The 13,651-nt window shown below is 64.6% G+C and carries 13 protein-coding genes; 6 read left to right on the forward strand and 7 right to left on the reverse strand.

Going from position 1 to position 13,651, the window contains the following annotated elements:
* The first annotated feature begins 61 nt into the window (after nucleotides 1–61).
* Nucleotides 62–976, forward strand: coding sequence for a MurR/RpiR family transcriptional regulator (locus Q0526_RS06280; RefSeq protein ID WP_298731677.1), 915 nt, complete (start codon nucleotides 62–64; stop codon nucleotides 974–976).
* A 53-nt stretch (nucleotides 977–1,029) separates the two neighbouring features.
* On the opposite strand, the gene Q0526_RS06285 is transcribed toward Q0526_RS06280, so the two are convergent.
* The 6 genes from Q0526_RS06285 to sdaAB all read right to left on the reverse strand — a co-directional run bounded on the left by Q0526_RS06285 (nucleotide 1,030) and on the right by sdaAB (nucleotide 7,842).
* Nucleotides 1,030–2,154, reverse strand: a complete 1,125-nt coding sequence (locus Q0526_RS06285; RefSeq protein WP_298731679.1) for a hypothetical protein — start codon at nucleotides 2,152–2,154, stop codon at nucleotides 1,030–1,032.
* A 12-nt stretch (nucleotides 2,155–2,166) separates the two neighbouring features.
* Nucleotides 2,167–3,579 carry an MBOAT family protein gene (locus tag Q0526_RS06290; protein WP_298731681.1) on the reverse strand — a complete coding sequence of 471 codons (1,413 nt, stop codon included), beginning with the start codon at nucleotides 3,577–3,579 and terminating at the stop codon, nucleotides 2,167–2,169.
* Between the two features lie 146 nt (nucleotides 3,580–3,725).
* Nucleotides 3,726–4,961 carry a glycerate kinase gene (locus tag Q0526_RS06295; RefSeq protein ID WP_298731683.1) on the reverse strand — a complete coding sequence of 412 codons (1,236 nt, stop codon included), beginning with the start codon at nucleotides 4,959–4,961 and terminating at the stop codon, nucleotides 3,726–3,728.
* A 24-nt stretch (nucleotides 4,962–4,985) separates the two neighbouring features.
* Nucleotides 4,986–6,146, reverse strand: a complete 1,161-nt coding sequence (locus tag Q0526_RS06300) for a Gfo/Idh/MocA family oxidoreductase (protein ID WP_298731685.1) — start codon at nucleotides 6,144–6,146, stop codon at nucleotides 4,986–4,988.
* Between the two features lie 132 nt (nucleotides 6,147–6,278).
* Nucleotides 6,279–7,166: an L-serine ammonia-lyase, iron-sulfur-dependent, subunit alpha gene (gene sdaAA / locus Q0526_RS06305; RefSeq protein ID WP_298731688.1), complete on the reverse strand. Its 888-nt coding sequence runs from the start codon at nucleotides 7,164–7,166 to the stop codon at nucleotides 6,279–6,281.
* 19 nt (nucleotides 7,167–7,185) lie between these two features.
* Nucleotides 7,186–7,842, reverse strand: coding sequence for an L-serine ammonia-lyase, iron-sulfur-dependent subunit beta (sdaAB, locus tag Q0526_RS06310; RefSeq protein ID WP_298731690.1), 657 nt, complete (start codon nucleotides 7,840–7,842; stop codon nucleotides 7,186–7,188).
* A gap of 154 nt (nucleotides 7,843–7,996) precedes the next feature.
* On the opposite strand from sdaAB, the gene Q0526_RS06315 reads away from it, so the two are divergent.
* The 3 genes from Q0526_RS06315 to Q0526_RS06325 are packed head-to-tail and all read left to right on the forward strand — an operon-like array spanning nucleotide 7,997 to nucleotide 11,653.
* A complete protein-coding gene (locus tag Q0526_RS06315; RefSeq protein WP_298731692.1) occupies nucleotides 7,997–9,409 on the forward strand; it encodes an MATE family efflux transporter in 1,413 nt (470 codons plus the stop codon).
* Complete coding sequence (locus tag Q0526_RS06320) at nucleotides 9,397–9,897, forward strand: GNAT family N-acetyltransferase (protein WP_298731694.1); 501 nt, start codon at nucleotides 9,397–9,399, stop codon at nucleotides 9,895–9,897. Before Q0526_RS06315 ends, Q0526_RS06320 begins: the two co-directional genes overlap by 13 nt.
* 19 nt (nucleotides 9,898–9,916) lie before the next feature.
* Nucleotides 9,917–11,653 carry a glycoside hydrolase family 2 TIM barrel-domain containing protein gene (locus Q0526_RS06325; RefSeq protein WP_298731696.1) on the forward strand — a complete coding sequence of 579 codons (1,737 nt, stop codon included), beginning with the start codon at nucleotides 9,917–9,919 and terminating at the stop codon, nucleotides 11,651–11,653.
* Nucleotides 11,654–11,710: 57 nt separating this feature from the next.
* Here Q0526_RS06325 and Q0526_RS06330 read toward each other — a convergent pair whose 3' ends face one another.
* Nucleotides 11,711–11,947, reverse strand: coding sequence for a helix-turn-helix transcriptional regulator (locus tag Q0526_RS06330; protein ID WP_298731697.1), 237 nt, complete (start codon nucleotides 11,945–11,947; stop codon nucleotides 11,711–11,713).
* A gap of 168 nt (nucleotides 11,948–12,115) precedes the next feature.
* Between Q0526_RS06330 and Q0526_RS06335 the strand changes: the two genes are divergently transcribed.
* Entirely contained in the window at nucleotides 12,116–12,544 is a 429-nt protein-coding gene (locus Q0526_RS06335; RefSeq protein WP_298731699.1) for a helix-turn-helix domain-containing protein, read from the forward strand.
* Nucleotides 12,545–12,546: 2 nt separating this feature from the next.
* Nucleotides 12,547–13,641, forward strand: a complete 1,095-nt coding sequence (locus Q0526_RS06340) for a serine/threonine-protein kinase (protein ID WP_298731701.1) — start codon at nucleotides 12,547–12,549, stop codon at nucleotides 13,639–13,641.
* Nucleotides 13,642–13,651 lie beyond the last annotated feature (10 nt).

Consider the following 13,651-nt stretch of genomic DNA (forward strand, 5'->3'; position numbering starts at 1 on the left):
AGCACAGCCCTTGGAGAGGGGCTCTAATAACTACTACTCTATAATACAAGGAGGTCCCGCCATGCACGTTCTATGGCTTGTCAGTATGACCCTGCCGCAGGCGGCTGCCGCTTGCGGGCTGCCCGGAGCCAGCGATGTGAGCGGTGGTTGGCTGACCAAGAACGAGTGCCATCTGCGGGACTACATTTTGCGCTACCCCGAAAAGGTGGCCCAGATGAACACCCGGGAACTGGCCCAAGCCAGCTTTACCAGCCCGTCGGCGGTCATCCGCTTCTGCCAAAAATTCGGCTGCAAGGGGCTGAAGGACTTCAAAGCCGAGCTGTTCGCCCAGACGAGCGCCCTAGCCGAGGAAGAGCCGCCGGACGGCAACTATCCCTTTGGGCCGGATACCCCGGCGGCGCAGGTCACGGCGTCGGTGCTGCGGCTGGAGCAGGAGGCTCTGCGCCGTCTGTGGCTGACCCTGCAGCCCGAGCAGGTGGCCCGGGCGGTGGAACTGCTGGCCAAGGCTCAGTCCATCGACCTCTGCGCCATCGGCACCAGCGGCCATATGAGCGCGGACTTCGCCTTCCGGCTGCGCAAGTTCGGGCGGCGGGTCAATGTGGTTTCCGACCGGGTGGACCTGAGTTACAGCATCCAGCAGATGGATGCCACCCACTGCCTGTTGGTGGCGTCCTACTCCGGCGCCAACGAACAACTGCGCATCTCGCTGCAAGCCGCCCGGGAACATCAGGTGCCGGTGGTGACCATCACCGCCCGGCCGGACAGCATGGCCGGTATGCAGGCCGATGCCCTGTTGTTGCTGCCACCGCTGGAATCCAACGACGATAAAATCTCCACCTTTGCCTCCTCCATTGCCGAAAAAGCGGTGCTGGATGTGCTGTTTGCCCACCTGTACCAGATGGACTACGCCCGCAACACCGCCTTTGTACGCTCTGACGCCGCCCGTCTGGCCGATGTGCGGATCAAACAACCGTAAACCAAAAGACACCCGCGCAGCCGCGCGGGTGTCTTTTTTTCTCGGTATGCCGGTCAGGCTGGGTCGGTCTGGGCTGCCCAAGTCAGCAGGGTGTCCAGACGGCCCGAAAGATTGTCGCTGAACCGTTCGCCCACTTCCACCACGACCACAGGGGGCAGGGTGGGCTGCTGGGCCGTCAGGTTTTCCACCGACAGCAGGTTGCCGTGGAGCACCAAGGTCTTATCAAAGCCTTGGGCCAGACGGCTGCCCAAGGCGGCGCCAAAGCTGTCCCGCACCAGCAGCAGGTTTTGGGTGCCGCTGCCCTGATAGCGGGTCAGCTCGGTTTCGGAGGTGCCCTCGGTACACTGGGCGGCGGGGGCGTCCACCTCATAGTAGAGATCGTCGGTGCAAAAGGCCCAGCTCCCGCACATGTTGGCCAAATCGGTGGGGGCGGTCTTTTCCTCGTTCACCTGTACGGCGGGCAGGGTGTCGGCATAGGGCAGGTCCAGCGCTTGCAGCAACTGTTGGGCGGCCAGCCAAGCGCCCACGTCGTTCCAGTGGGTGTCGTATTTGTAGTAAACCTGCGTGGTCTGTCCGGCGGTTTGCAGTGCTTCCAGCGGGAAAAGCACCGGCACCTCGGTATTTTGGCGCAGGTAGTCCGTCAGGCTCTGCACCCGGGTGGGGCGGGCTACCACCGGGATGCTGTCCGGCATGTACTGGCTGTACACGCCCTCCTTGGCAGGGGCAAACAGAATCGCCAGACGGCTGCCCTTTTGGGCCAGAACGTCTGCCAACTGCTGTACCTTGTCGGCCAAGGCCGCCATCTCCTCCTGCGAGTAGGCGGTAAGGCCCTGATAGTCCGAGATACTGCTGGAATCCCCCACATCCTGTAAGAAGAGCCAGCCGTTTTTGCCCAGCAGCACGTTGGAGGAATCCAGACTGCCCACCAGCCGGTCCGCCCCGGCTTTCAGGGTAAGGAACCCGTTGCGGAAGGGGGCGTGGTCCTCCAGCCAATCCTCAAACTGGGCCGGCCACTGTTCCAAAGAGGTCTCGGCGGAGGGAAAGGCGGTCAGGGTACGGTTTTCGTAGTTGGTGGTATCGCACAGGGGTTTTAGGCCCAGCCAGAGCAGCCCGGGCCCCACCAGCAGGGCGGCAAACCCGGCGACGAGTCCCAACTGTATTTTGCGGTTTTTGTCCATATCCGGCGCTCCTTAAAAGCGGAAATAAATAAAGGGGTTGTAGGTGCCGCTGACCAGCAGGACCGTGCAGGCAAAGCCGATGACCAGCAGAGTCACGGTTTGCAGCGGGCCGGTGACCTCCTTATTATAAAGGGCAGCCTTGAACCGGGGGAAAAGGGCCTGTACCGGTCCGCAGAGGGCCAGCCCCGCCGCCACCAGCAGCAGGGTGCGGGGGTCGAGGTAGCGGGTCACGGGGTAGGCGGCGAACCCGGCGGCGGGCAGCAGCATCGCTTTCAGCCAAAGCAGCCCGGCCCGCAGACCCGGCGCCCGGAAGATGACCCAGCCGCACAGGATAAAGAAGAGGGCATACACCCGGGACAGCCAAGCGGGCAGCCGGGGCAGAAGGGGCTTCAGCACCGTCCGTTCCAGAATCAGCAGCACCCCGTACCAAACACCCCAAGCCACAAACTGCCAGTTGGCGCCATGCCAAAGGCCGGTGGCCAGAAATACAAGGAAAAGGTTGATGAGGGTGCGCGCCAGACCTTTGCGGTTGCCGCCTAAGGGGATGTACAGGTAGTCCCGGAACCACCCGGACAAGGTCATATGCCACCGCCGCCAGAACTCGCTGACCGTCTTGGACAGATAGGGGTAGTTGAAGTTTTCCGGGAAGTCGAAGCCGAACATCTGGCCCAGCCCGATGGCCATATCGGAATAGCCGGAAAAGTCGTAGTAGATCTGCAAGGTGTAGTACAATGTACCCAGCCAAGCCAGCGGGGTGCTGACCAGTCCCGGTTCCAGCGCAAAGACCTGATCGGCCCGGGCGGCGAACCCGTTGGCCAAAATCACCTTTTTGCCCAGCCCGTACAAAAACCGCTTGACGCCGTAGGAAAACCGGGTCAGGGAAACCGACCGGCAGGACAGTTGGTTTTCCACTTGGGTGTACAGCACGATGGGACCGGCCACCAACTGGGGGAAAAAGCTCACATACAAAGCCACCCGGAACCAGCTTTTCTGCACGGCGGTCTTGCCCCGGTAAAGGTCGATGACATAGCTCATGGCCTGAAAGGTGTAGAAGCTGATGCCCAGCGGCAGGGCAATGTCCCGCACCGGCAGCAGTTGCCGGCCCGCCAGTGCAGCCAGCGTATTGGCGGCGAAGGTGTAATATTTAAAGTAGCCCAACAGCCCCAAGTTGGCGGCCACCGTGCAGACGAGGGCCGCTTTGCGGGCGGGGGCGGCGCCAAACCGGCCCAGACACAGCCCGCCCAGATAATTTAGGGTGATGGAAACCAGCATCAGCAGGATGTACTTGGGTTCCCCCCAGCCGTAGAAAAAAAGGCTGGCGAAGAGCAGCAGGGCATTCTTGGACCGGATGCCGGGCAGCAGTTGGTAGACCAGCAAAACCACGGGAAGGAACAGCCAAAGAAAGACAAGGCTGGAAAAGAGCATGGGCGAAGTTCTCCTTTGCAGGCCCGCAAGGGGGGCTAGAATCCTTGTCAGTATAACATTTTTCTACTCAAGCCGCAATGGAGCGGTACACAAAAAAAGCCCCCCTTCCGCGCAGGAAAGGGGGAAAAGGCAGGGGACGAGGGCGCTCAGCCCTGTACCAGTCCCACCGCCACGTCATTGACGTTGGTGCCGGTCGGCCCGGTGATGACCAGCCCGCCCACCGCCTGCAAGGCGTGGTAGGCGTCGTTTTGGGCCAGCACGGTGGGCACCTCCAGCCCGGCGGCCCGCAGGGCCTGCATGGTTTCGCCGTCCACATAGCCGCCGGCGGCGTCGGTGGGGCCGTCAGTGCCGTCCGACCCCACGCTGAAAAGGGCCACCCCCGGCAGGCCGTCCAGTTCCGGGGCGGCGGCCAGCGCCAGTTCTTGGTTGCGGCCCCCCAACCCGGTGCCGGTCAGCCGCACCACCGTTTCGCCCCCGGCCACAAAGGCCAGCTTGCGGCCCTGCCCGGCGTGGCTGTGCAGAATGCTGGCCAGAAAGCTGCCGGCCTCTCGGGCTTGGCAGCACAGCCGGTCGGTAAGCAGGACCGGCTCGTAGCCCAGCGCTTGGCACTGGCTGGCCGCAGCGGCGCAAAGAGTCCGCACGCTGCCGGTGATCTGCAAGGTCACGTTGTCCAGCGCCTTGGGGGTCTCTTGGTCCAGCAGCGCCCGGGCCGTGGGGGAAAGCCGCAGGCCATATTGGGCGGCGATGGCCCGGGCCTCGGTGCAGGTGGACGGGTCGGGGCTTACCGGTCCCGAGGCGATCATCGCCGGCGGGTCCCCCAAAATGTCGGAGAGCACCACCGCAAAGACCTTGGCAGGGGCACAGGCCAGCCCAAACCGGCCCCCTTTGACCGCCGACAGCCGCTTGCGCACCGTGTTCATCTGGACGATGTCGGCGCCGCAGGCCAGCAGTTGGCGGGTAATGTCCTGCAATTCCTCGGCGGGCAGCAAGGGCTTTTCCAACAGGGCGCTGCCCCCGCCGGAGAGCAAAAACACCACGGTGTCCTGCTCGGTCAGGCCCCGCACCAGCGTCAGGGCTTCCTCGGTGGCGGCAAAGCTCTGGGCATCGGGCACGGGGTGGCCTGCCTCCCGGCAGCGCAGACCGGGCAATTCCCCCCGCAGATGGCCGTATTTGGTAATGACGATGCCATCGTCCACCCGGCCCAGCACGGCCAGCGCCGCGTGGGCCATCTGCCAAGCCGCCTTGCCCACCGCCACCAACAGGGTGCGGCCGGACCCCGGCACAAAGGTTTGCAGCGCCCGGGCCACCGCCTGATCGGGCAGCACGGCCTGAATACTGGCGGTCAAAATCGCGTCGGCGTCGGCGCGCAGTTGGGTGTTCATGGGGGATTCTCCTTTACAAACCGGTCAGCCCATGTTGCTGCTGGCCAAGGTGATTTCGTTGTGGGTGAACTGGGACAAAAAGCCGGTCTTTTTATAAAAGTGGGGCATTCGGGTCTGGACGCCCGTTCGGGTGTAGAAGGGGTCGTCGGGGGTGATGGGCAGCGTCACCGGGGCGTTTTCCGACGCCGACTTGTAGATGGCCATGATCAGCTCCATCGTGTTGCGGCCCGCCTGTCCATCGCTGATCAGCGGCGCGCCCTCGTCCACCGCCCGCAGCAGGTTGTCCGCCAACCCGGCGTGACCCTCGTAGGCAAGGGGCGGCATCGCCGCGTAGGCGGCCTCCAGCTCGGTCAGCAGGGCGGTGTTTTCCCGGGGAAACCCGTTCTCCTGCGGGGTGTCGGCGCTCAGCGCGTGGGGGATCTCCAGCACGGCGTTCTCACAGGCAAAGCTCAGGGCCTGCTTCTGGCCGTGGCTTACCAGATTGGCGGTGAGCTGGGCAAAGCTGCCGTCGTCAAACCGCAGCATCGCCATGGACAGGTCCTCTTCCTCGCTGTTGGTGTGGGCCACGTTGCCGATCATCGCCGTCACCTGCCGGGGCATGCCCGCCATCCAAGCCAGCAGGTCGATGTGGTGTACGGCATGGACCAGCGTGCAGCCGCCGCCCTCGGTGGCCCAACTGCCCCGCCAAGCCAAGTCGTAGTAGCTGCGGCCCCGGTACCACAGGGAATTTACCTGCGTGTAGAGCAGCTTGCCGGGCAGACCGCTGTCCAGCAACTGCTTGGTCCGCCAGATGGGGGTCAGGCAGCGGCTTTGGGCCACCACCGCCAGTTGGTTCCCGGTGCGGCGGGCGGCGTCCAGCATGGTGTCGCACTCCGCCAGCGAGGGCGCCATGGGTTTTTCCACCAGCACATGGCAGCCGTGTTCCAGCGCCCAGACGGTGATCTCGCAATGGCTGTCGGGGGGCGTCATCACCGAGACGATGTCACACCCCGATTCCTCGATGGCCTGCCGGTAGTCGGTGTAGGCCACGGCGTCCAGCCCGGCGGCTTCGATGGCTTGGCGGGCCGATTCGGTGTGGCGGGCCACGATGCCTACCACCTTGGCCCGGTCCCCCAGGGCGCCGAACGCCTGAATGTGGGCGGGACAGATGGACCCCGCCCCGATGAGCAATACCTTGTGCTGCATACAGAACCCTCCCTGCGGCGAATGGTTTTTCTTGCTTCGATGATACCACAGCCCGCGGGGGATTGCAACGCGGCCCGACCGCGCAAAAAGCCCCCGGCCGCAGGGCGCGGCCGGGGGCGGAAACGGCGAGCGTCAACGGTCGCCGAATACCTGTTTGCAAAGGCGGCAGGCGGTGGGGGTGGCGGCCAGACCGCCCTCGGCGGTCTCCTTTAGGGTGGGGGACATGGCGTTGCCCACCCGGCGCATGGCCACAATGACCTCGTCGGCGGGAATGCGGCTGCCGATGCCCGCCAAGGCCAGCTCGGCGGCCATAAAGGCGATGGCTGCCCCCGAGGCATTGCGCTTGATGCAGGGGATCTCCACCAGCCCCGCCACCGGATCACAGACCAGACCCAACTGGCATTTCAGGGCGATGGCCACCGCGTCGTCCAGCATCTGGGGCGTCCCGCCGCTCAGTTCCACCAAGGCGGCGGCCGCCATGGCCGCGGCGCTGCCGCACTCCGCTTGGCAGCCGCCCTGCGCCCCGGCCAGACAGGCGTTTTCGGCAATGACCAGCCCCACGGCGCTGGCCGTGAAAAGACTCATCACGCAGTCCTGTTCGGTGGCGCCCTGTTCCTGCATGGTCAGCAGCACGGCGGGCAGAATGCCGCAGCTGCCGGCGGTGGGGGCCGCCACCACCCGGCCCATGGCGGCGTTCAGTTCGCTGACTGCCAGCGCCCGGTAGAGCGCCCCGCCCAGCACCGGGCCGGTCAGGTTTTGGCCGCTTTCTACCCGGCGGCGCATCTTGTAGGCGTCGCCCCCCGTCAGCCCGCTGGTGGACCGCAGGTCGGGCTGGCACCCCGGCTCGATGCAGGCTGCCATTACCTTGAAATTCTCCTGCATACGGCGGTAGACTTCCGCCTCGCTCTGTTCCAACTGGGCGGCCTGCTGGCGCAGCACCAGCGCCGACAGCGGTTCGCCCGCCCGGGCGGCGGCTTCCACCAGCCCGGCCAAGGAATGATAGTTCAGTTCTTCCGACATCGCACGTCCTCCTTCCGGGTCAGGGCAGCAGCGTGACGCAGAGCATCACGTCGGGCAGCGCCCGGACCTGTGCGGCCAAGGCTTCATCCAAGCCGCCGTCCATCTCGATGGTCATGACCGCCACGCCGCCTTTTTGACGGCGGGACAGGGAAAAGTTGCAGATATTCACGCCCCGGTCGGCCAGCAGGTCGGTGACCTCGGCAATGACGCCGGGCCGGTCCCGATGCTGTACGATCAGGCTGGGATGCTGGCCGCTGATCCGCACCGGCATGCCGTTGATGGCGTCGATAACGATGTTGCCCCCGCCGATGCTGGACCCCCGCACCGTGATGGTGCCGCCCCGGCGTCCCGTCAGGGTCAGCACGGCGGTGTTGGGGTGGCCTTCGGGCAATTCCCCGGTGGAAAGCGTTACCTCCAGCCCCGTTTCCCGGGCGATCTGGGGGGAAAACCGCAGCCGGGCATCGTCGGGGGTCATCCCCAAAATCCCGGCGATCAGCGCCTTGTCGGTGCCGTGGCCCTTGTAGGTCTTGGCAAAGCTGCCGTACAGTACGATCTGGGCGGCCACCGGCTCATCCTGCAAAAGCTGCCGGGCGATCTGCCCGATACGGGCCGCCCCCGCCGTATGGCTGCTGGAAGGACCGATCATCACCGGTCCAATGATGTCAAATACGTTCATGGTTGCCCCATCCCCCATGGCATAGCGTTTTGGCTAAATTGTACCATAGCCCCCGGGCAAAAACAACCGCTCCGCCGCTTAACGGTGCGCAAAAAATGTGCTATAATGGTTCTGGTTTTTAGGGTATAGGAAAAACGGAAAAAAGGAGTTCCCCATGGCAGTTTCAACCTCCCATCGCGGCGGACGGCAGGTGGATTTTTCCACCGGCGACGTGCGCCGCAACATTTTGGATGTGGCCGCCCCCATGCTGGTGGCGCAGGTGCTCAACCTGCTGTACAACATTGTGGACCGCATCTACATCGGTAAGATCCCCGGCGAGGGCACGCTGGCCTTGGCCGGGTTGGGGCTGTGTTTCCCCATCGTCACCTTGGTCACCGCGTTTGCCAACCTGTTCGGGGTGGGCGGCGCACCGCTCTGCTCCATCGCCCGGGGCCAAAAGGACGACAAAACCGCCGGCAAGATCATGGCCAACGCTTATTTTATGCTGGTGGTCTGCGGGTTGGTGCTCACCGTGGTGGGGCTGGTGTTCCACAAACCGGTGCTCTATCTCTTCGGCGCTAGCGACGAGACCTACCGCTATGCCGCCGACTATATGACCATCTACCTGCTGGGCACCGTCTTTGTCATGACTTCGCTGGGGCTGAACCCCTACATCAACAGTCAGGGCTTTGCCCGCATCGGCATGCTCACCGTGCTGCTGGGCGCGGCCGCCAACATCGTGCTGGACCCCCTTCTCATCTATGGCTTGGGCATGGGGGGGCGGGGGGCGGCCATCGCTACGGTGGTGTCCCAAGGGTTGTCGGCGGTGTGGGTGCTGCGGTTCCTCACGGGGCCCCAGACCGAACTGCGCCTCCAATTCCACGGCTTCCGCCCCGACTGGGCCTGCATCCGGCGCATCGCGGCGCTGGGCACCTCCAGCTTTGTCATGTCCTTCACCGACAGTCTGGTGCAGGTGGCCTGCAATGCCACGCTGCGCACCTTCGGCGGGGATCTGTACATCAGCGTCATGACGGTCATCAACTCGGTGCGGCAGATCGCCCAGACCCCCGTCATGGCCCTTACCGACGGCGCTTCCCCCGTCATCAGCTACAACTACGGCGCCCGCAATGTGCCCCGGGTGCGGGGGGCCATCCGGTTCATGACCCAACTGGGCTTCGGCTATACGCTGCTCATCTGGGGGCTGATCTCGCTGTTCCCTGCGGGTTTTATCATGATCTTCAACCACGACCCCGACCTGCTGGCTGCCGCCGTGCCCTCGCTGCACATCTATTTCTTCGGTTTTGTGATGATGGCCTTCCAGTTCAGCGGGCAAAGCGTCTTTAAGTCGCTGAACAAGGCCAAAATGGCCATCTTCTTCTCGCTGCTGCGCAAGGCCATCATCGTGGTGCCCCTTACGCTGCTGCTGCCCCATCTGGCCGGGCTGGGGGTCAACGGCGTCTTTCTGGCCGAACCCATCTCGAACTGCATCGGCGGTCTGGCCTGCTACATCACGATGCGCCGCACCGTCATGCCGGAACTGAAAGAGATGGAATCCCCCCACAAGGAGGCCGCCCCATGTGCCCGCTGACCATCCGCCCCGCCACCGCCGCCGACCTGCCCGCCTTGGCCACAATCTACCGCTGCGCCCGGGCTTTTATGGCGGCTGCGGGCAACCCCACCCAGTGGGGCACTACCAATCCGCCGATGGCCACGTTGGAGCGGGACATCCGGCGGGGGCAGCTCTTCGTCGTCTGTGACGGGGATACCCCCTGCGGCGCCTTTGCCTTGGTGCCGGGGGATGACCCCACCTATGGGGTCATCGACGGGGCGTGGCGCAGCGATGCCCCCTACGCCACCATCCACCGCTTGGCCGGGGACGGCAGCCGCCACGGGGTGTTTGACGCGGCGGTGTCCTTTGCGGCAAGCCGGTACCCCCATCTGCGCATCGACACCCACCAAGACAACCATCCCATGCGCACCCTCATTCCCCGGGCGGGGTTTGTTTACTGCGGCGTCATCCATGTGGAGGACGACACCCCCCGCCTAGCCTACGAACGCCTGCCCGACCCAGTCTGAACCGGAAAGGGGACCCGTTATGCTCCATACCCTGTTGACCCCTGCGGGGGAACATCTGCCCACCCTGCCGTGGCCGGACTATCCCCGGCCCCAATTCCGGCGGCAGAGCTTTCTCAATCTGAATGGCGCGTGGGATTTTGCCGTCACCGACGGCGACGACCCGCCCGCCGTTTTTGACCGGGAGATCGTTGTGCCCTTCTGCCCCGAGAGCGTCCTCTCCGGCATCGGCACCCATTTTGCCGAGGGCAGCGCCCTGTGGTATCGCCGCCGGTTCACCCTGCCGGAAGGCTTTGTGCAGGACCGGGTGGTGCTTCATGTGGGAGCCGCCGACCAGATCTTGGATGGCTGGGTCAACGACATCCCGGTGGGACGGCATGTGGGTGGGTACGAGGCCATGGCCTTTGACATCACCGAGGCGCTGGGCCCCGGCGAAAACGAGATACGGCTGCGGGTGCGGGACGACCTGCGCAGCCTGGTGCTGCCCTACGGCAAGCAGGTGACGGCCCGGGGCGGCATGTGGTATACGCCGGTATCGGGCATCTGGCAGACCGTCTGGCTGGAAAGCCTGCCCACGCAGGCCATTCCGGGGCTGGTGATCCGGGCGGATGACCGGGTCGCCCTGTTGGACACCGGGGACTCCACGCAGGAGGGCATCGTCACGGTGGACACGCCCCAAGGGCCCCTGACGGCCCCGCTGCACAGCGGCCGGGCGGCCATCCGGCCCGAAGCGCCCCGGCTGTGGAGCCCTGCGGACCCCTATCTCTACACCTTTGCCATCGACACCGCCACCGACCATGTGGAAAGCTACTTTGCCCTGCGCAAACTGACCATACAGGAAGCGGGAGGCTACCGGCGGCTCTGTCTGAACGGGCAGCCGATGTTTTTCCACGGGGTGCTGGACCAAGGCTATTACAGCGACGGACTGTTCACCCCGGCAGGCCCCGAGGGGTACGAAGCGGACATCCGCGCCATGCGGGAGCTGGGGTTCAACACGCTGCGCAAGCACATCAAGGTGGAACCGGAAATTTACTACTATCTCTGCGACAAGCTGGGCATGGTGATCTTTCAGGATATGGTCAACAACGGCGACTACGCCTACTGGCGGGACACCGTCTGGCCCACGCTGGGGCACCAGCGCTGCCGGGATGACCGCCGCCTGCACCGGGATCCGGCGGCCCGGCAGGCCTTTCTCACCGGGATGGAAGCCACGGTGCGTCAACTGCGCAACCACCCCTGCATCCTGTACTGGACCATCTTCAACGAGGGATGGGGGCAGTTTGACGGGTCCGGCGCCTATGAAAAGCTGCGGGCACTGGACGATTCCCGCTGGATCGACACCACCTCGGGGTGGTTCCGGGGCAGCGAGACCGACGTGGACAGCCGCCATATCTATTATGGCCCGTGGCGGCTGCACGCCAAGGAAAAACCGCTGGTCCTCAGCGAGTTCGGCGGGGCCTGCTTGGCGGTGGAAGGCCACCGCTTCAACCCCGACGCCAGCTACGGGTACAGCACCAGCACCACCCCGGCGGCGCTGCAGCAGGCCATCACAGCGCTGTATACCCGCAAGGTGCTGCCTGCCGTCCGGCGGGGGCTGTGTGCCGCCATCTACACCCAACTGTCCGACGTGGAGGACGAGATCAACGGTCTGCTGACCTACGACCGGCGGGTCTGCAAACCCGACCCCGCCGCCATGCAGGCGGTGGCCGACGCCTTGCAGACCGCCTTTGGGGAATCCTGCGGCGGGCCTGCCGGCTGAATCGGCCGCGATATAAAACCAACGGGCCGCCCCGAAAGGGGCGGCCCGCTTTTGGCGTTATCGCAGCAGTTCGTCGTAGCTGGTGTCCAGCGCATCCCGGATGCCCCGCAGTTGTACGGCTTGGATGTGCTGGGTGCCCCGCTCGATCTTGACCAAGGTCTCCCGGGTGATGGCAATGCCCTGCAGTTGCAGCCGCCGCACCAGTTCGGTCTGGCCGATGCCTTTGGCCAGCCGTACCCGGCGGATGTTCTGGCCGATCTGGATCTCGTCCTGTTTGATTTTCTGTGCTGCCATGGCCGGTTCCTCCCGTGTGAACCAAAACTGGTCCAATCTGCCTTGATTGTAGAGGGTTTCGGTGGTAGAATGGGACCAGAACGGGTCCAGATGCGCGGCGCGGGAATTGCCTTTTCCCGCGGGGTGCGCTACAATACAGGTAAATCTACCACACAAAAGGATGACAGGATGAACCGCACCACCGATGAATTGATGAATGCCCTGCTCACCAAACAGGATGTGCAGGCCTACTGGCAGGAAAACGCCGGCGAACTGCTGCACGGCACGCTGGCGGAGCAGTTGAACACCCTTTTGCAGCGTCATGGGCTGAAAAAAGGCCCGGTCATCGAGGCCGCTCAGATCGAGCGCAGTTACGGGTACCAGCTCTTTTCGGGGCGGCGGGACACACCTTCCCGGGATGTACTGCTGTCCTTGGCGCTGGCCATGCATCTTTCCCTGACCGAGACCCAGTCCCTGCTGCGGATGGCCGGGCAGGCCATGCTCTATCCCCGGGTACGGCGGGACAGCATCCTTCTCCATGCGTTGGGGCAGGGGCTGTCGGTCATGGCCTGCAACGCCCAACTGGAGCGGTACGGCGAACCGGTACTGGGGGAGTGACGATGGAGGAATTGCAGTTTCTTGAAACGCTGAACGAGCGGGGCACGCTGTATCTGATCCGCCAGACCTCCACCGGGCGGATCTTGACCGGACGGCGGGTCCCGGCGCCCCAGCAAAAAATCTACCAGACCTTGGCGCAGAACCCGGTGGACCATGTGCCCCGGGTGCGGGCGGTACAGCCCGAGCCGGACGGCCAGTTTTTGGTTTTGCAGGACTATGTGCCGGGCATCACGCTGGAAGCGCTGCTGGCCCGGGGGCAGTTGCTGCCCCAACAGGCCGCGCAGGTCGGTATGCAGCTTTGCCGGGCACTGGATGGGCTGCACCGGCAGGGCATCATCCACCGGGACATCAAGCCCGCCAACGTGCTGCGCACCGCGGAAGGGCAGATCTGGCTCATCGATTTTGACATTGCCCGTACCCATAAACAGGCCCCGGTGCGGGATACCGTACTGCTGGGCACCCCGGGCTATGCCGCCCCGGAGCAGTTCGGCTTCCGGCAGACCGATGCCCGGGCGGACTTGTACGCCGTGGGGGTGCTGCTCAACCAGCTGGTGACGGGGGCTTTCCCGCAGGAGCAGTTGGCCCCGGCGCCGCTGGGGGAGATCGTGCGCCGCTGTACGGCTTTGGAACCGGCCCAGCGCTATGCCGATGCTGCCGCTTTGCATCTGGCGCTGGCCCAAAGTTTCCCCGAGCAAACGGCCCAGCCGGAACCCCAGCCCGGCGGCCCGGTGGGGGCGCGCTGGGGCGGTGTGCCGGGCTTTCGGCGGGGGGACCCGGCCCATATGCTGATGGCCATTGGCCTGTACGGTTTGGCGCTGCTGTTTGGGGCGGCGCTGGTGGTGGTCTCGCTGGAATCGCTGAGCAACTTTATGGTGGGCATGCCGCTGCTGGCCATGGCGGTGGGGTGCTATCTCTTCCGGTTCGATGTGGCGGGGCTGCGCAGCCGCTGGGCCCCGTTGGAACGGTACCGGGGCACCCGGTGGTACAAACCCTACTGTGTCTGCCTGATGGCCCTTTGGTTGGCGGTGTGGATCTTGGTGATGTTCTTCGGCGTTTTGGTGGCCGAAAAACTCACAGCCCTGTGGGCAGCTTTGTAAAGAACGAGTC

The organism is uncultured Subdoligranulum sp., from assembly GCF_937890665.1.